The 18,651-nt window shown below is 37.9% G+C and carries 12 protein-coding genes and 1 tRNA gene; 8 read left to right on the top strand and 5 right to left on the bottom strand.

Going from position 1 to position 18,651, the window contains the following annotated elements; translation table 11 throughout:
• Positions 1-6: 6 nt before the first annotated feature.
• Positions 7-1,146 carry a glycoside hydrolase family 26 protein gene (locus tag OLM45_RS09130; RefSeq protein ID WP_264509670.1) on the bottom strand — a complete coding sequence of 380 codons (1,140 nt, stop codon included), beginning with the start codon at positions 1,144-1,146 and terminating at the stop codon, positions 7-9.
• A gap of 202 nt (positions 1,147-1,348) precedes the next feature.
• Here OLM45_RS09130 and OLM45_RS09135 point away from each other — a divergent pair, with 202 nt between their 5' ends.
• The 5 genes from OLM45_RS09135 to OLM45_RS09155 all read left to right on the top strand — a co-directional run bounded on the left by OLM45_RS09135 (position 1,349) and on the right by OLM45_RS09155 (position 9,328).
• Entirely contained in the window at positions 1,349-2,227 is an 879-nt protein-coding gene (locus OLM45_RS09135) for an AraC family transcriptional regulator (protein WP_264509671.1), read from the top strand.
• Between the two features lie 249 nt (positions 2,228-2,476).
• Positions 2,477-5,623: a SusC/RagA family TonB-linked outer membrane protein gene (locus OLM45_RS09140; RefSeq protein ID WP_264509672.1), complete on the top strand. Its 3,147-nt coding sequence runs from the start codon at positions 2,477-2,479 to the stop codon at positions 5,621-5,623.
• An 11-nt stretch (positions 5,624-5,634) separates the two neighbouring features.
• Complete coding sequence (locus OLM45_RS09145; protein ID WP_264509673.1) at positions 5,635-7,227, top strand: RagB/SusD family nutrient uptake outer membrane protein; 1,593 nt, start codon at positions 5,635-5,637, stop codon at positions 7,225-7,227.
• A gap of 10 nt (positions 7,228-7,237) precedes the next feature.
• Entirely contained in the window at positions 7,238-8,293 is a 1,056-nt protein-coding gene (locus tag OLM45_RS09150; protein ID WP_264509674.1) for an IPT/TIG domain-containing protein, read from the top strand.
• Positions 8,294-8,374: 81 nt separating this feature from the next.
• Entirely contained in the window at positions 8,375-9,328 is a 954-nt protein-coding gene (locus OLM45_RS09155; protein ID WP_264509675.1) for a glycoside hydrolase family 5 protein, read from the top strand.
• A 347-nt stretch (positions 9,329-9,675) separates the two neighbouring features.
• On the opposite strand, the gene OLM45_RS09160 is transcribed toward OLM45_RS09155, so the two are convergent.
• Together OLM45_RS09160 and OLM45_RS09165 are read right to left on the bottom strand one after the other, a co-directional pair.
• Positions 9,676-9,757, bottom strand: a tRNA-Tyr gene (locus OLM45_RS09160).
• Between the two features lie 119 nt (positions 9,758-9,876).
• Entirely contained in the window at positions 9,877-11,055 is a 1,179-nt protein-coding gene (locus tag OLM45_RS09165; protein WP_264509676.1) for a TlpA disulfide reductase family protein, read from the bottom strand.
• 123 nt (positions 11,056-11,178) lie between these two features.
• Here OLM45_RS09165 and OLM45_RS09170 point away from each other — a divergent pair, with 123 nt between their 5' ends.
• Complete coding sequence (locus OLM45_RS09170) at positions 11,179-13,146, top strand: endonuclease (RefSeq protein WP_264509677.1); 1,968 nt, start codon at positions 11,179-11,181, stop codon at positions 13,144-13,146.
• Here the strand turns inward: OLM45_RS09170 and OLM45_RS09175 are convergent, their stop codons facing one another.
• The gene (locus OLM45_RS09175) at positions 13,147-15,132 is read right to left on the bottom strand and encodes an ATP-binding protein (protein WP_264509678.1); all 1,986 of its coding nucleotides are present in this window, start codon (positions 15,130-15,132) and stop codon (positions 13,147-13,149) included.
• Positions 15,133-15,326: 194 nt separating this feature from the next.
• Here OLM45_RS09175 and OLM45_RS09180 point away from each other — a divergent pair, with 194 nt between their 5' ends.
• Positions 15,327-15,881, top strand: coding sequence for a DUF6642 family protein (locus OLM45_RS09180; RefSeq protein ID WP_264509679.1), 555 nt, complete (start codon positions 15,327-15,329; stop codon positions 15,879-15,881).
• Between the two features lie 100 nt (positions 15,882-15,981).
• Here OLM45_RS09180 and mnmE read toward each other — a convergent pair whose 3' ends face one another.
• Positions 15,982-17,379: a tRNA uridine-5-carboxymethylaminomethyl(34) synthesis GTPase MnmE gene (gene mnmE, locus OLM45_RS09185; RefSeq protein ID WP_264509680.1), complete on the bottom strand. Its 1,398-nt coding sequence runs from the start codon at positions 17,377-17,379 to the stop codon at positions 15,982-15,984.
• Positions 17,380-17,790: 411 nt separating this feature from the next.
• Here mnmE and OLM45_RS09190 point away from each other — a divergent pair, with 411 nt between their 5' ends.
• Positions 17,791-18,621: a universal stress protein gene (locus OLM45_RS09190; protein ID WP_264509681.1), complete on the top strand. Its 831-nt coding sequence runs from the start codon at positions 17,791-17,793 to the stop codon at positions 18,619-18,621.
• Positions 18,622-18,651: the final 30 nt, after the last annotated feature.

Consider the following 18,651-nt stretch of genomic DNA (forward strand, 5'->3'; position numbering starts at 1 on the left):
GGTAATTTATGGGTTGTACAATTTTAATTGGGTAATTTCATTTTGAAAAAGGGTTTGCGGTAAGTTGTAAAAATCCACAAAATCTTTTTCGTTCGGATGGCCTTTGAAAGGAGCATAATAATGCATTTTCTTTTCTTGTTCCTGCCATCCGTGGTTACGCCATACCAAAACAAACGATACGGGATTATTGCCCAAGCTATTCACTACGGTTTTTGTCCAATATCTATTGTAGGGTATGGTTTCATAACCGGTTTCAGCCAAAGCAATTAATTTGTGCTGTTCATTGCCAATGGCGTTCATAATCTGAATCAAATTAAGATTGTCTTCTACATAGCTATTATCCTTAACTGGATTATTATAGAGGTAGTTGTCAAAACTCAAAACATCAACATAGTCATCACCGGGATAGTAACGTAAATAGGCTTCACGTGTTTTTACCATCGAAGTATTGTATACATAGATTAGATTATGAATGTTATTCTTTTTGAAATAATCGACTGTAAAGCGCCAAAGCGTAATGTATTCTTCGGGGGTACAATTATTTTGACACCACCAAAACCAATTTCCAGTAAGTTCATGAAAAGGACGATACAATATAGGTATCGCTTTTCCGTCACTTCCCTTTAATGATTTGAAAAAAGTAACGGCATTATCCAACCATTCACAATATAACTTGTGGTGAGAACCGCCAGGTAAAATTGATGTAAATGAATGGGGGGTAGTATCCCAAGCACTTTTGCCCGTATACGGATTTTTCATGTGCCAACTTAGTGTATTTACACCACCTCGGTCATAAATTTCCCGCATCCATTTTTTCATTTTGTCAAAAGGTACACCATCAATGTCATTGACTGCTTTGTCTTCCGTACCGCCTAAATCCCAACCATAGAGGGCGGGATAGTCGCCAGTAACATCTTTAACATCACTTCGTCCTTCTTCGTATTTCCAATTGACACCATAGGCCAAAGCATCTTGATGTCCAAATAGAAATCCTTTGGATCGAAGTTGAAAAAGGTTTTTGTACAAATTTTGCGTTTCCAAAGTGGCCTCTGAATCGACAAGTTGGTTCTTTACTGGAGTTTGTGCTTTACAACTGAATAAGCTAATAAGCATCAGACTGCAAGCTGTTACTGATTTGATTGTCATAGTTTTGATGAGGATATAGCATCTTAAAGCTACTCCATGTTTTTTAAATTGTTCGGTATTTAAAGCCGAAATTATTTCAAAATCTACAAAGAATAATCTTGAAAATTACACATAATCCAAAAATAGAATGGATAAATTAATATCACTTGTATTATTTTATCATTTTTATATCATATAATTGCAACAATTATTAATCAATACTATGAAAAAAGCGCAAAAAATACAACGTGAAATCACACCCTTATCACCTGAGGATAGCTTTTTGGTGTTCGATCGTGTAAAAGATAAGTTTGATTTTCCTATCCATTTTCACCCCGAATACGAGATTAATTTCATACAAAATGGTAAGGGGGTTCGACGAGTAATTGGTGATCATATGGAGGAAATTGAAGAAATTGAATTGGTTTTAGTAGGGCCCAATTTGTATCATGGTTGGGAAATGGGTGTGTGTAAAAACAAACAAATCCATGAAATTACCATTCAATTTCACAACGATTTATTTGAGGAATCATTCTTGTCACGGCGTATTATGGCCTCAATAAAGGAGATGTTTAATCGTTCCAATCACGGGATTTTATTTTCAAAGAAAACCGCATTAGAGTTAAGAAATCGCATCACTCAACTTTCGCGATTGGATGGGATGGATTATTTTTTAGAAATTGTATCGATACTCCATGATATGGCTAACTCTCGCAATCAAAGGTTGTTATCAACTTATACAGTCGATCATGATAAGTTTGAAGAAGATGATAAAATGCGTTTAGTATACGAATTTGTTCAAAAAAACTTTTCAGAAAAAATTTCTCTAGATGATGTGTCAAAAGCAGCTTATATGAGTCCGGTTTCTTTTAATCGATTTATCAAAAAACGTACGGGTAAAACTTTTGTGAATTACCTCAATGATATAAGGGTAGGGTATGCAGCACGTTGGTTGATTGAAAAAGAAGCCAGTATTTCAGAAATTGCTTTTCGAGCTGGGTTTAATAATATCGCCAACTTCAACCGAATTTTTAAAAGTTTGAAGAAAGTAACACCCAGTCAATATCGCGATAATTTCTATGGAATCAAACGGGTGTTGTGATTTGTTATATTTATATTGTAGTATATTGTCATTTTTTTTTAAAATAGTTACGAAAACGATAGAGGAAATAATAGAAACAAATGATAAAATAATATTAACAGGAACTTAACATCTCTTATAATTTTGGTATTGTCAAAAAATATTTCGCAAAATTACACATACCGAAATTTTATTCTTTAATTTTTAAATTATTACTAACCTAACTTATCAAACAAAATTATGAGGGATTTGTTTATTTGCTTATCACGTATGAGGAAAAAGCAGTTGATCGCTTTTCTGATGCTCATGTTAAGCTGTACAGCCATAGCACAGACCAAAATTTCTGGTGTGGTGTCTGACCCAAAAGGTACGACTTTGCCAGGAGTTAATGTGACTATTAAAGGCACACAAAATGGTGTTGTTACCGACACTAATGGAAAATACGAAATTACTGTTCCACCAAAATCAACATTAGTTTTTTCATTTATTGGATTTACATCGCAAGAAGTTACAATTACTAACAAATCAGTTGTAAATGTAACCCTATCTGATCAAGCCAATAAATTGGACGAGGTTGTTGTTATTGGATATGGAACACAGTTAAAAAAGGATTTAAATGGTTCAGTATCTTCTATCAAAAGTAAGGATATAGAAAATTTACGTCAGGTTTCTGTTGACCAGATGTTACAAGGTAAAGTTGCGGGGGTTTCTGTTACCAATGGTTCAGGACAACCCGGTGCGGCAGCTTCTGTTCGTGTTCGAGGTGTAACTTCTATTAATGGAACCAACGAACCATTGTATATCATCGATGGTGTGCCTGTAAGTGGTGATGCTACTGGAAAATCAACCAGTGGACGACCTATATCTGGAAATGATTTTTCATCGAGCGGAAACAGTGGTAACAATGCTACGAGTCCGTTAAGTATGATCAATCCTTCCGATATTCTAACAATTGATGTTTTGAAAGATGCTTCTGCAACTGCAATTTACGGTTCTCGTGGGGCAAATGGTGTAATTATCATTACTACAAAATCAGGTAGCAAAGGAGGAGGAAAGATACAGTATGAAGGTTCGACCTCAGTATCGAGCATTTATAGAAAATTAGATGTATTGAATCTTCAACAATATGCAACGCATCAAAACGCATTAGCGGCAATATTTGGTGTAACACCTCGTCCTGAGTTTGCGCATCCAGAATTATTAGGTTCGGGTACCAATTGGCAAGATGAGATTTATCAAACTGCCATTATCAAAAACCACCAATTGTCGTTTGCGGGTTCAAAAGACAACACGAACTACTACATGTCGTTAGGATTTTTGGATCAACAAGGGAACATTATTGGAACAGAATATAAAAGATATACAACGCGTATCAATTTAGATACTAAAGTAAAAGATTGGTTAAAAGTAGGGACCAACATTAACGGTGGGATTTCCAATGAAAAAATTACCATTAATCAAAGTTATGGAGGTTTAATTACAAATACTTTATTGCAAGCACCGGATATGCCTGTACGCAATCTAGACGGTAGCTTTGCCTCGCCACCTTCAGGTCAAAATGTGAATTATTTTAACCCGGTAGCGGAAGCCTTAACAAAGGATAATAAGTTGATTCGTAAAAATTTCTTAGGAAATATTTATGCGGAAGCTAGCATTATCAAAGGTTTGAAATACAGAGTAGAATTGGCTGCGAATACGGAATTTTCAGAGAATACGGATTTTTCACCAGCTTTTGATCGCGGTTCACAGTTTAACTTAACAGCAGATTTAGTAGAACGTAGACAAAATTGGTATTCGACCAACTTGAAAAATTTATTAACCTATGATTTTAGTGTTAAAAAACATAGAGTAACCTTATTAGCAGGTCAAGAAGCATTGGATTCACACTGGGAGGGTATTATTGCTACAGCAAGTGGTTTCCAAACCAATGATATCTATGGATTGAACCTTTCCGATGTCGATAACCGAACTGTTACTAGTTATAAAGGAAGTCAATCATTAGCTTCATTGTTTGGTCGTGTGATTTATGATTTTGATAATCGCTACGGCTTATCTGCTTCGATTCGTCAGGACGTTTCTTCGAAATTTGACCCAGCAGCGAATAATCAAAAAGGGTACTTTCCTGCAATAGCTTTATCTTGGAAGATTTCCAACGAGGCATTTATGAAAGATTTCAAAAAATACATAGACAATATTAAGTTTCGTGTAGGTTATGGTGAGACAGGGAATCAACAAATTCCGAATAACCGATACAGTGCGATTTTAGGACAACAAAATTCAGGTTTAGGAAATGGATTTTTACCATCCAATTTCCCCAATCCTGATTTAACATGGGAATCGATGCAACAAACTGATTTGGGATTGGATTTCACCATGTTAGATTCCCGTTTTTCGGTTAATTTGGACTACTATGTTAAAAAATCTAGCGGATTTTTATACCAAATTCCATGGCCGGATTACTTAACCGGAGGGACTTCACAATATGGAGGGATTGATGCTCCATATTCTAATATCGGAGAAGTTCAGAACAAAGGAATTGATGTGACCTTGAGCTATAATACAAAGTCAATTAATCAATTTACATGGAATTCGTCATTTGTATATTCACATTATAAAAATGAAGTACTTTCATTGGTTGATGGTTTGCCATTAACACAACAGGTGAATACCAATGGATACCAACCTGTAGTAGTAACTAATACACTAGTAGGTCAGCCTATTGGAATGTTTTACGGTTACAAAACTGCTGGAATTTTTAACGATTTAACAGAGCTAAATGCAGCACCGATTCAATTTGGACAGTCGGTTGGTACAGCTCCAGGTCAGACCTATCTTGGTGATGTGCGTTATGTGGATGTAAATGGTGATGGTGTTATCGATCCTAAAGACAAAACAATTATTGGTAATCCACATCCAGACTTCACTTTTGGATTTACCAATAATTTTAAATACAAAAACTTTGACTTATCCATCTTCTTACAAGGTTCTGTAGGAAATGATATTATGAATTTAACCTATCGTAATGGTACAAGTAATGCCATGTTATACATGAATCAATTGACTGATGCATTGAATTATTGGACACCAACCAATACGAATACGGATGTGCCAAGACCTATTGGAAGTACAAGTAATTATAACTTAGAAATCTCTGACCGTTATGTAGAGGATGGTTCTTATGTTCGTCTTCAAAATCTAACTTTTGGTTATACTTTACCACAGTCGATACTTTCACGCGTTAAAATCAAAAACTTACGTGTTTATGGAAGTGCACAAAATTTATTAACGGTGACAAAGTATTCCGGGTACGATCCAGAAATCGGTTCGTTCAATCAAAATGTTTTATTGTCTGGAGTTGATAATGGTCGATATCCTACACCCAGAATTTATTCACTTGGAATTAATTTAGAATTTTAAAAAATAGCTCTATGAAAACAATACAAATAATTAGGAACGTAAAAATGTTATGCGTCGCATTACTTTTTGGAGCTTTATATTCTTGTTCAGAAGATTTTACGAATCGTCCTCCTGAAGATGCGATTAGTTTGGATAGTTATTACAGTACCAACGCTCAAGTAGAATCGGCAACGAATGGAATGTACAGTAGAACTTGGTTTCAATTTCATAACAAATTCTTTTTTGCCATTGCAGAAGTTGGATCAGGAAATATGTACACCAATTCAGGTGACGTAAACGCAATGCGTAATTTTTCTATTACAGGAAGTGATCCTGAGTTGAATAGTGGATGGCAGTCGTTATGGGCTAACATTGCGCAAGCTAATGCAATTATTAACTTTTTAGAAAGTCGTGTGGGCCCAAATGTGTCTCCTGAAGTATTGCAAAATACAATAGGAGAAGCCTATTTCATGCGAGCAACGGCCTATTTCTATTTGGTTCGTTTATGGGGAGCAGTTCCCATTATTGAAAACAATTTGGATTACGCTAGTTCTCCATTAATTAATACCAATCGTATTGAAGATGTTTATGAATTAATTCGCAGAGATTACATTCAGGCATCACAACGTTTGTATGAAAAAACAAGAGGAGCCAATTATGCAGCCAATGGACGCGTTTCAAAAGGATCAGCTAAGGCCATGTTGGCAAAAGTGTATTTATACTTAAAAGATTATGCAAATGCTAAATTATTGGCTGAAGAAGTAATTAATAGTGGTGAATTTAAATTGTACGGTGGGACTTCGTTACCAAACAAATCCTTTGCCGACTTATTTAAATATCCAAACAATAATAATGAAGAATCCATTTTCGCTTTGCAATGGAAAGGTGATGGGAACTATGGATCGGCTAGTAACTGCAATACACAGTTTGGAATTAGTAATGGAAACATTTCTACATCAAATGCTTCGTATGGTGGTGTATTTGCACCCTCTCAAGATATTATGAATTTGTATACAACAAATGACTTACGTCGTCGTGAAACGATCATGTTCCCAGGGACATCATATCCTGAAATCAAAGCAAAAATTGGTTCTGGATTCGGACCCTTGGTTGTTCCTTCTGCGGATCAAATTGGTGGACAAGGCGCGGGTTCTGCTATCAAAAAGTATTGTATTGGAATAGTAAACGGTGCTGAAACAGGTAATGCAGATAACTGGGCAATGATGGATAATAATACGTACATCATGCGTTATGCGGATTTATTACTAATCCATGCTGAAGCTGTTTTAGCAGGCGGTGGTTCAACCTCCAATGCCAATGGGCTAGCATCATTGAATGCTGTTCGTAATCGTGCAGGATTAGCTTCATTAACTTCGTATACATTTGATGATGTATTTACTGAGCGTCGTAAAGAATTAGCATTTGAGGGTGATTATTGGTTCGATTTAGGTCGTATTCCAAGAGCTCAAGCTATTTCAATCATGTCAGCTCAAAATAGAGGTGATCAATTTAATGCCCAATATTTCACGCCAACGGATAGTGATTTTACCTTACCTTATCCAACCAATGAAGTGGCGAAAAATCCAAAGTTATTAGATCCACCAGTTCCCTATGTATTTAACTAAAATTTGTCCTATGAAAACAAAATTTATACAATCAATTTGTACGGTTACTTTTGCACTTCTAGCAATCTTTAACTTTACATCTTGTAACAATGATGATGATAATGGATCATCAGCACCACCTGTAATTGACAGAGTGGCGGCATCAGTGGGTACCGATGGACAACCTATTCCGTTGACTTCAACAACGGTTGGTTATGCCAATAATACTTACATTATTCAAGGTTCTGGATTCCGAACATTGAAAAAAGTTTACTTCAATGATACGGATACAGCTTTCAATCCGAATTTGGTTACCGACACCAATATTTTTGTAACCATCAACATTAATACTCCCTATGCAAATGCGAGTAATAAGTTGCGAGTGGTGACACAATATGGAGAAGCAGAATATGATTTTGTTGTGGCTCCTCCAGCCCCTCAAATTTCAAGCTACACTTCGATTAATACGAATGATGGAGACGAGTTTACCATTTTCGGTGGTTTCTTCTTAAATCCTACGGTTACTGTTGGTACTACACAAGCCACTATTGTATCGTCTACATTGACTGAAATTCGTGCGATTATGCCCGCAGGTTCTCAATTCCAAAAGGTAAAAGTAACCACAATTTCAGGTACAGCAGAAGCAAGTCAGCCAGTAGGAACTGCAATCTATGATGATGACCGTGCTTCTTTTGTGGAAAATTGGTTAGGCCCTTGGGACGGTAGCGGATTTACAGTAGATACGGATGTAAAATCACAAGGGTTGAGTTCGATTAAAACGGTCTTCAGTGCATGGGTAGGATTTAAAATTCCGATGTATGCCTCTTCGCCCTTAACATCAAATTACAGCGGAATTCGTCTTTCAGTAAAAAGTACGAAAGAAACTGGAAAGTTTAAAGTAGTGTTGAATGGGAATTATGGTGGAGGAAAAGTAGTAGAGTTCAATAGTAATTGGACATCCATCTATGTGCCATTTTCAGATTTAGGTGGTAATCCTGGTTTTGTTAACGAAATTGTATTACAAGAATTTAACGGAGACGGTGGAGATACGATCTATATCGATGATGTTGGTTTTGTTTTAAATTAATATATCCATTAAATTTGGTATTGAGTTGTTTTTTGCAAAAGAATCCTAAGCAATTAGGATTCTTTTTTTATTAAAAATAGTATGAAAAAAATATTCGTATATATGTTTACAATGGGTTTGTCCATGGCAATGTCGGCTCAATTTGTAACAAAAAATGGAGCTCTGAATGTGAGCGGTACTCAATTGGTCAATCAATTGAATGAACCTGTAGTTTTACGAGGTATGAGTTTAGGTTGGCATTGTTTTCACCCTCGTTTTTACAATGAAGGGGTAGTGGAATGGTTAAAGAAAGATTGGAAATGTAATGTTGTTCGCGCTGCATTGGGTGTAGAACCTGGCGATAGTGCCTATATTAAACATCCCAAGGAAGGTATGCAAAAAATCGAGTGTGTTGTAGATGCTGCCATAAAAAATGACATCTATGTAATAATTGATTGGCATAGTCATTCCGTTAATACCAAAGAGGCTGTTGCTTTTTTTGATCAATGTTCAAAAAAATATGGCAAATATCCCAATGTGATTTTTGAGATATTCAATGAGCCTGACGAGGAATCTTGGGAAGATGTAAAACAATATGCAGAAGAAATAATTGCAGTTATTCGTAAAAATGCTCCTGATAACTTGATTTTGGTTGGTTGTCCGCATTGGGATCAGGACATTCATCTAGCAGCCGATAGTCCTTTAAACACCAACTATAATATAATGTATACCATGCATTTTTATGCGGGTACACATGGAAAATGGCTACGTGACCGAGTGGATTACGCAATGAATAAAGGGCTTCCGATTTTTGTTTCGGAATCAGCGGGTATGGAAGCAACCGGTGATGGCCCAATAAACGTCACTGAATGGCAAGCTTTTATCGATTGGATGGAACAAAAGAGAATCAGTTGGATAACATGGTCGGTTTCAGATAAAGATGAAACGTGTTCAGTTTTAAACACCTCAGCTCGCTCAAACGGAAAGTGGAAAACAAATGATTTGAAGAATTCAGGTAAGTTGATTCGGGAATATTTGCGAAAACTTAATGAATAAGGTACTGAGTTTGGAGAGTGTAAGATAGTTTAATAAGTTTATAAGTTTAATGAGTTTAATGAGTTTATAGTGTTTATCATTTATGAATATCTATTTTAAAAAATATAGCCTCTCAAGTTATTTATAACGTTTCAATAATCCAGGATTGGCTTCGCCCATCCTGAGCGCTACGCGCTGAAAATAAAACCAAAAAAAATCGCTCAAGTAAACTTGGTAGAATTAGTTAAATCACGATTCACGAAACCAGGATTGGCTTCGCCCATCCTTAGCGCTACGCGCTGAAAATAAAACACAAAAAAAATCGCTCAAGTAAACTTGGCGATTTTTTTTTTGTTTTTATTTATTCGTGGGGAGAGCAGGATTCGAACCTGCGAAGGTGTAACCAGCAGATTTACAGTCTGCCCTCGTTGGCCGCTTGAGTATCTCCCCAACGCTTTAAGCGGTTGCAAATATAACAACACTTTTGGGCTTTCCAAATCTATTTTTCTAAAAAAAGTAGGTCGTTTGGCTAACTCTTTGAAAAACAGTAAATCATTTGTGAAAATAAATTAGGGCAATAGGGATGACACTTTCGCGCGCAAAGCTTCTCCCGTGAGTCCGCGCGCTATAATGTTACCTTCGGCGTCCAACAAAAAAGTGGTCGGAATCTCTTCGATGCCATACAATTTTGCAATCGGATCATGCCAACCTTTTAAATTGGATACTTGGGGCCAGGTAATTTTATCTTTAGCAATGGCAGCCTTCCATTTAGCCACATCTTCATCCAAAGAAACTCCCAATATATTAAAACCTTTAGCATGATAATCAGCATACAATTTTACCACATTTGGATTCTCTTTTCGGCAAGGTGGACACCAAGATGCCCAGAAATCCAATAAAGTAATTTTACCTAGAGCCGATTGTAAGGTAACTACTTTGCCTTCGGGGGATTTTCCTTGGAACTCAGGGGCTTTTTTTTTTGCCGCCTGTTTGGAAGCTTGTGGCGCAGAAGGCGCAGGAACTGTACCTCCTTGGGCTTTTACTTTGCGAGCATTTTCAATGGCTTTTAAACGTTGCTCCAATTCTTTACCAATACGACACTCCCGAAGGGCTACTGGCATTTTTTTGAATGTGTTGTTGATTTCTACGAATGATGTATCTCCATTATAGACGCGTTGTTGTAATAACATTACCGACATAAAATGATCCGGATTTTTTACAGGATATGAATTAAGGAATTCAAACTTCTTTTTATTCAAAGCCGTTGCTTTTTCCATCAATTGATTGATAACCGTAGTATCTTTAGCCGCAACCGCTTTTTTGTAGATATCCATATTTTTTGTTTGAAAGGCAAACAAATCGTCATCAAACTTTTTGTAGGTTTCATTTAACTTTTGAAGTTGGTCGTTATAGGGCGTACCACCTACTTTTGGATAATCTTTCGGATCAGTTGCGATGTGAACCGTAATATCACCGGGTTCCATTACAAAATTTATTGAGGTATTAATGTCTTCAACAGTAATCGAAAATAGATCTAACGTTTCTACTTTTCCTTTAAATGAAAATGTACCCTCTGTAATTTTGGCAGAATCTACTTCTTTCAATACGCCTAATGCATTTTCATAGCGCAAATAGGCCATAGAGCCATCATTTTTTTTATCAATCGTTCCTTCAATTGTATAGGAATCCGACTTTCCGCAGGCTGTAAAGAGTACGGCAAGTAAACCGCATAAAAATATTTTTTTCATTGTTCAATAGAAATTTTAGGTTCCAAATTTACTCTTATTTTCCCTTGTATCCTTGCTAATTAAGGTTTATTTAAGTCGGAACTTCTAAAATTCAGTGTATCTTTGTGTTAGAATTATACGAAAATGACAAACCGAATCCTTGGAATCGTAGCCTTGTTATGGGGTTGCTTTTCCCATGCCCAAATTGTAATTAACGAACTCGATGCAGACACCCCAAGTACCGACGTTAAAGAGTTTGTGGAGTTAAAATCTACGTCTGCCAATATGCCTTTGGATGGCTATTGTTTGGTGTTTTTTAACGGTGGCTCTGGATCATCCAATGTAAGTTATTTAGCCATTGACCTTGACGGTATGGTAACTGATGTCAACGGTATTTTATTGATTGGTAATTCCCAAGTAACCCCCGCACCGGCGTATGTAATTCCTAATGCCTCCATCCAAAATGGACCTGATGTGGTGGCGATATACCAAGCCAACGCCAGTGATTTCCCTTTGAATACTGCGGCTACAACTACAGGACTTATTAATGCTTTAGCCTATTCCAATGCAGCAACAACGACGCCTTCTGCAATCATGACCGCCTTGGGATTAACCGTTTGCGTAAATGAAAACCTTACGCAAAACGCAGCCAACCAATCCATGCAACGCAACAATGATGGTACGTTTTCTGTCACAACGCCAACACCTGGTATGAATAATGATGGGAGTGGAATTATATTGAATGGCATAACCATAACAGCAGCACCGGCACCAATTACTGAAGGGCAAACATTATCCGTAACTTTTACTACAACAAGTCCTGTTTCAGGAAGTGCATTAAATTTGAGTTTTACCATGAACAATGGTAGTTTCACCTTATCCGATTACAGTGGTACTTCTTTCGTATCAATTCCTGTAGGGAGTTCGTCCGCTACTGCCAATCTTTTAATTGTAGATGATACAAATGATGAAGGTGATGAAGAATTAAAAATTAAAGTAAATTCGGTTCCCACTGGATATGTGTTGAATAACAACAGTATTGTGGTGCGTGTGCATGACAATGATTACATCGTTTCACCTTGGGGAACACCATTGAATCCTACCTATGGTATTGTTACGCCAACCATTCCTAATGGGTATTATGATAGTTTAGAAGGTTTGTCCGGTGCTGCTTTAAAACAGGCCGTGCAAGATATTATTGCGAATCCTAATGTAGTTCATGCCCACAATTACGGCGATATCGCTGATATTTTATTAGAAGCCGATCGCAATCCGTTGAATGGTAGTCAGATTTGGATGATGTATGTCGAAAGTCCGCGCTCCAAAATCGATTACCAAACCGGTAATAGTAACGTAGGAGTGTGGAATCGCGAACACATTTGGCCCCAATCTCGCGGGGGATTTGCAGATGCTACCTCTTCAATTCCGGATGGAATCAATGTTTGGCTGCCAACTGGACCCGATGATATTATTGCCGGACACGCCGATGCACATCATTTACGGGCAGAAGACGGTTCAGAAAACACTACCCGAAGCAATCGCGATTACGGTTCTGATTACAATGGGCCAGCAGGAAATAGTGGAAGTTGGAAAGGCGACGTTTCTCGCGCCTTGTTTTATATGGCTGTTCGCTACAACGGACTTAATCTCGTGAATGGAAATCCGGCCGATACAACCGTAGGGCAGATGGGTGATTTGGCATCGTTGCTCACTTGGAATCACACCGATCCCGCTGACGACTTTGAAATGCACCGCAACAATTACATTTATACGTGGCAATACAATCGTAACCCCTTTATCGATTATCCATTATTGGCCGATTATATTTTTGGAAGTCATTTTGGAGAACCCTGGTCGTTTGCGTTACAACAAAATACATTTGATTCTCAAGTTGTAAAAGTATACCCCAATCCGGCAACCGATCGTATCAACATTCAAGGAATTACCCAAACGGCTCAAATTTCAATTTGGGATATTGCTGGAAAAGAAGTGTATACGAATACGATTCAAAACGATCAAGCGATTGATATCAGCGGATTGCAGTCGGGAATTTATATAGTAAAAATACTTTCCGATTCACAAAACAAAGCCTTCAAAATTGTAAAACAGTAGTTATACAAAATACACGGTGAAAGTAGTCCCTTTGTGGGGCTCACTTTCCACAGTGATTTTACCACCCATAGCTTCGATTTGGTTTTTGGTAATGAACAAACCCAATCCTTTTGCATCGGCATTTTTATGAAAGGTTTTGTACATGCCAAACATATTGTGTCCGTGTTTCTTTAAATCGATTCCGATACCGTTGTCGCTGACACTTAATTTTTTCATCATGGCATTGTATTCGATTTTTACAATGGGAACACGATCATGGGAAGCGTATTTTATCGCATTGGAAACCAAATTCAACAATATACTCTCCAAATAGGCAGCATTATAAAGTACTGTTGCATTGGAATCCACATCAACAAACAATGTAGCGTCTTTTTGAATAATTTGTTCATTCAAAACATGCAGTGTAGAATCAATAAATACTTTTAAGTTCAACTCTTCACGTTGGAGACCGATATTCGATTGAATATTGACTACTTCGTTCAAGTTAGTCATCGTATCTTGTAAAGAAAGAGACACTTTACGCAGCATTTCCATGAGTTCCAATTTTTCCTCTTCCGTGTCGGCTTCATCCATCAAATTAGAGATGGATTTGATGTTACTTGAATGAGAACGCAAGTTATGGGAAACGATATACGAGAAATTAAGCAAGCGTTTGTTTTGCTCATTCACCAAGTCGAACGAATTGTGTAAATCTTCTTCGGTTGTTTTTTTGGCATCGATATCCTCGATGATTAAAATGTATTTTTGGGCTTCTATTTCATTACTCCAAATTGGAGCAACTAACATGTTAATCCATATACGTTTGCCGTTTTTGGTTTGCAGAAGAATTTCGGTGTTAAATTCCTCTTGCTCTTTGGAAAGTAGGCGTTGCAATGCTTGTTTAAAGGCTACATAATCTTCTGGGCTAAGTAACCGATCTAAGCTACATGATTTTAATTCATCCTCTGTATATTCTGTGATTTTTGAGAATTGCGCATTGGATTCCAGAAATGAATTCGAACTCACATCCGCTTTGGCAATACCAACTGGTGCTTGTTCAAATAAGGTTTTGAATTTGATTTCGTTTTCTACCAATATTTTGGCTTGTTCCAAAATGAGAATGTGCTGTTCAGCTGGTTTTTTCATCATGGAATATACCCATAAACCAAAGATGAGGCAAAGCAATGTTCCTAAGATTAAGGACGTATAGATTTGATAAATGGCGTTGTTGGAATGACGCGATATTAAATATAAATTCCAATTGCCTTCCGGGATGGTTACACTACGAAAGTACTTGTCTTTAAAGTTGGCTTTTTCTTTGAGATAAAAGGTTTCTTTACCAGTTTTTGGGTTCGTTTTAGAGAACTGAAAATAATATTTAGTATCGTCTATCGAACCGATACCGGAGGCTTTTAGTAGGGTATTCATGCGAATAACGACGGCAGAAAACCCCCAAAACTTATTTTTTTTGTACACAGGTAATCGTCCTACTACGCCGATGCCGCCTTGTTTTAATTCAAGCGGACCCGCAAAATAAAAGCTTTTGGTTTTAAGGGAAACAATTGCCTCTTGTTTGGTGTTTTTGGAGGCAAGAATATTATAGTTTAACGCCGCTTCGTTGCCTTTTAAGGGATAAATATATTTAATGGTACCATTTGGAACCAATTGAACAGCATCAATAGAAGGATTGGATTCTACCAATTGTTTACCCACTTTTTCAAAATCTTCAGGTTGCCCATTATCATTAATGGTTAAAGCTAAAGTGAGGGTAGTGGTATAGCTGTTTTTATAGATTTGCGCCATGTTGCGTTGCACCACATTGAGGATATTTGACATTTCGCGGTGTTCATTTTCACGAATAATCTTATACCGTAAGGAGATGGCAAAATAGACAAAAGGCATCAAAAATAGAAAAGCCAAAATACCCGCAAGCCTCGGCTTTTGGGCAAACCAGGCTGAAAAACGTTGGGCAAAATGGGTATTGTGTGTAGTATTCATAAAAGGCATAAGGTCATGCTTATCGATAAATGTACGAAAAAAAGCGACGAATGGTGTTAATTTATTTATTTTGTACTAAAAATACAGGTTTTGTCGAAATAAACAATAGGTGAAATTACTTGATTTTTAACATTCTATTCTTTTAAATTTCACTACTCTTTTTTTTGGGAGAATTGGTATTTTTGGGTTCGAAATTACCCTTCATGGAAGCAATCAAAGTCTATTGTTTAGAAGTTATTCCTGACCTGAGTTCGGCGAACACCAGTTCGATTCCCTATTCACTCGAGCAATTGGCACTGCAAGGCGGAGTTTCCAATGTGTATGCTACTTGTGATAGTATGGAAGGTTTGGAAGCTCAATTGGAGACGTTGCTTTATGAAGACCGCCACTTTAAAGACTATACCCTATTATATTTTGTAGTGGAAGGTGCTGAAGAGTATATGGAAATCGACGGCTATACGTATGGATTGGGAGAATTGGCCGAATTGTTTGAAGGAAAATTACGCGGAAAGCACGTGCATTTTGCGAATACCAAAACCTTGGAATTGGATACGGTGGATAGTCAATATTTTTTGGATGTGACGGGAGCCCAATCCCTTTCGGGTTATACCCGTTCCATGCCTATTTTAAGTACGCCTTTGGATTGCCAGTTTTTTGCCTTAGCGGCTAAATATGACGAGGTACGGGAGTGGACCGAAGCCTTGTACCAAAAGCATTATGCCCAATGCAAGACGTTGGGGTTTACACTCTATTATTGAAGTAGAAAGTTTCAATTTACTTGGACCGGCCCGGGTGGAAGCGGCATCCCCCGATTCCTATCGGGGATACAGCGGACGACCGGAAGTTGCCGGCCAAATATTACTTGCCAATACAAAAATTCGCGAAGATATTGCCTAAGAGTTCGTCGTTGGTCACTTCACCCGTAATCTCTCCAAAATAGTACAACGCCTCCCGAATATCGATAGCGACCAAGTCGGAGGGTACCTGACTCTCCATGCCCCATTTCACTTTTTGGATGGCTTCCAAGGCTTTGAGTAAAGCGTCGTAATGGCGGCTATTGGTGACTATGGTTTCGTTTTTACGCAATGCGCCAGTATTGACTAATGCAAACAATTCGTTTTTCAATTCGTGTACCCCTTCTTGTTTTTTGGCAGATAACAAGATGCGTTTTACATCCAGTGTTTCAAGTTGGGTTTGGATATCTTGCAATTGTTGATCAGTGACCAAATCAATTTTATTTAGCACGACCACCACTTGTTTTTGGGGGTATTTGTTCTTGATTTTTTCAATTTCGGTGCGGTATTGTTGTCCGTCAGCAAGGAACTTCGCACTTTCAAACAGATAGAGCACCACTTGTGCTTGTTCAATTTTCTCGAAGGTTTTTTGAATTCCGATGCTTTCCACATAATCGGCTGTTTCACGAATTCCGGCCGTATCGATAAACCGGAAACCGATTCCGTTGATGTTCATTTCGTCTTCGATGGTATCTCGTGTGGTTCCCGCGATATCCGAAACGATGGCGCGTTCTTCGTTGAGTAAGGCGTTGAGGAGCGTTGATTTCCCTACGTTGGGTTCGCCCACAATCGCTACCGGAATTCCGTTTTTGATAACATTCCCCACCGCAAAGGAATCGATGAGTCGTTTGAGTACAAACTCGATGCGATTCAGTAAGTCGGTAAACTGACTGCGGTCGGCAAATTCGACATCCTCTTCAGCGAAATCCAGTTCGAGTTCGATCAACGAGGCAAAATTCAATAATTCTTCCCGGAGACGGTGAATTTCGCTACTAAATCCGCCTCGCATTTGTTGCATGGCAATTTGATGCGAGGCTTCATTGTCAGAAGCAATCAAATCAGCCACAGCTTCCGCTTGGGATAAATCCAATTTACCATTAAGAAAAGCGCGAAGGGTAAATTCGCCCGCCTGGGCCATGCGGCATCCTTTTCGAAGTAATAATTGAATGATTTGTTGTTGGATAAAGGTCGAACCGTGACACGAGATTTCGACTACATTTTCACCCGTATACGAATTGGGGTTTTTAAATACCGATACCAGCACTTGGTCCACTACTTTGGCTCCGTCCACGATAGTGCCAAGATGGATGGTATGCGTTTTTTGATTCCGTAAATCTTTTCCTTTTACAGATTCAAAAACAGCAGCTGCGATGTCAATGGCTTCTTTTCCCGAGATTCGTATGATGGCTACAGCTCCGGCTCCAGTGGGCGTTGCCAAGGCAACAATGGTATCGTGGTGCATGGATTTTTTTTGCAAAGATAGGGAAAAGGGGAAACTTTTTTTATAGCCGCTAAGATGCTGAGCTACTAAGTTACTGAGCCACTAAGCTACTGAGCTACTAAGCTACTGAGCCACTAAGACGTTAAGTCACTAAGCTGCTGAGTAATTCCAAAAGTAAGTTTACTTGGAATCAACTTGTAACCTTAAACTTGAAACTTGAAACTTTTTTTAGCCACTAAGACGCTAAGACACTAAGCTACTGAGAAATTCTAAAGAGGAGTTTACTTGGAATCAACTTGAAACCTTAAACTTGAAACTTGAAACTTTACGGCCACATAAATCCCTGTTATTTCTTTGTTAATATGAGCATTATCATATTTTATAAGTAAAAATGGGGCTAACTTTATAATACACATTTAATCCCGCACTCCCATGAAAAAGATTGTAGTTCCCACCGATTTTTCTGATGTCGCTCAAAACGCTTTGGTGTATGCGTTTGAGTTGGCTAAAACTTTTGAAGCTGAGATTTTCTTGGTGCATACGTATACATTACCGATTGTAGAGCATCAATTTGCTCCACAGAACTATCAAGTTTTATTCGATTCCTTGGAATGGACGAATTTTGAGCTATTTAAGCAAGAGATGCCAGCTATACATGCTCTGGCTGAAACCCATAAAGCGGGACATATCCGGATTACTCCAGTAGTGATGGATGGCGATTTGTTATATAATTTAAAAGAATTCATCGCCAATGAAAAGGCCGACTTTGTTGTGATGGGTACTTCGGGTACGAGCGGATGGAAGGAATATTTTTTAGGCAGTAATACCGCCGAAGCCATAACAAATTTAAATGTTCCTGTGATGAGTATACCTGTTACTGCTCGTTATGACGGAATAAATACCCTTGGATTTACTACGCGATTTCGAGAAAAAGATAAAGCCGCTTTGGATCAAGTCATTGCGATTGCCAAGGGTTTGCAGGCTCAGGTTCATTGTTTGTATGTAGAAACCAAAGATACCGACAATACACCGGCTACGTATGAAGATTGGAAAGACCATTATCGTCATGATCCGGTGTTGTTTCACATTATTCCTAACGAAAATATTGAGGATACAATTACCGATTTTATCATGAGTGAATCGATAGATGTAATGGCGATGTTAACCTACAAGCGCAATTTCTTTGCCCAACTATTTTTAGAGTCCGTAACTGAGAAAATGGTGAATCATGCGAGCATTCCCATTTTAGCCTTACATGAATAAAAAAAGCCGCTTTTTGAAGCGGCTTTTTAG

This window comes from Flavobacterium sp. N1719, assembly GCF_025947045.1.
In the GTDB taxonomy this organism is placed as follows: Bacteria; Bacteroidota; Bacteroidia; order Flavobacteriales; family Flavobacteriaceae; genus Flavobacterium; species Flavobacterium stagni.

Excerpts from the sequence above, each read along its gene's own strand:
- OLM45_RS09175 (WP_264509678.1), bottom strand. The coding sequence starts at position 15,132 with ATGCCTTTTATGAATACTACACACAATACCCATTTTGCCCAACGTTTT.
- OLM45_RS09140 (WP_264509672.1), top strand. The coding sequence starts at position 2,477 with ATGAGGAAAAAGCAGTTGATCGCTTTTCTGATGCTCATGTTAAGCTGT.
- OLM45_RS09190 (WP_264509681.1), top strand. The coding sequence starts at position 17,791 with ATGAAAAAGATTGTAGTTCCCACCGATTTTTCTGATGTCGCTCAAAAC.
- OLM45_RS09155 (WP_264509675.1), top strand. The coding sequence starts at position 8,375 with ATGAAAAAAATATTCGTATATATGTTTACAATGGGTTTGTCCATGGCA.
- OLM45_RS09180 (WP_264509679.1), top strand. The coding sequence starts at position 15,327 with ATGGAAGCAATCAAAGTCTATTGTTTAGAAGTTATTCCTGACCTGAGT.
- OLM45_RS09130 (WP_264509670.1), bottom strand. The coding sequence starts at position 1,146 with ATGACAATCAAATCAGTAACAGCTTGCAGTCTGATGCTTATTAGCTTA.
- OLM45_RS09145 (WP_264509673.1), top strand. The coding sequence starts at position 5,635 with ATGAAAACAATACAAATAATTAGGAACGTAAAAATGTTATGCGTCGCA.
- OLM45_RS09150 (WP_264509674.1), top strand. The coding sequence starts at position 7,238 with ATGAAAACAAAATTTATACAATCAATTTGTACGGTTACTTTTGCACTT.
- OLM45_RS09170 (WP_264509677.1), top strand. The coding sequence starts at position 11,179 with ATGACAAACCGAATCCTTGGAATCGTAGCCTTGTTATGGGGTTGCTTT.
- OLM45_RS09135 (WP_264509671.1), top strand. The coding sequence starts at position 1,349 with ATGAAAAAAGCGCAAAAAATACAACGTGAAATCACACCCTTATCACCT.
- mnmE (WP_264509680.1), bottom strand. The coding sequence starts at position 17,379 with ATGCACCACGATACCATTGTTGCCTTGGCAACGCCCACTGGAGCCGGA.
- OLM45_RS09165 (WP_264509676.1), bottom strand. The coding sequence starts at position 11,055 with ATGAAAAAAATATTTTTATGCGGTTTACTTGCCGTACTCTTTACAGCC.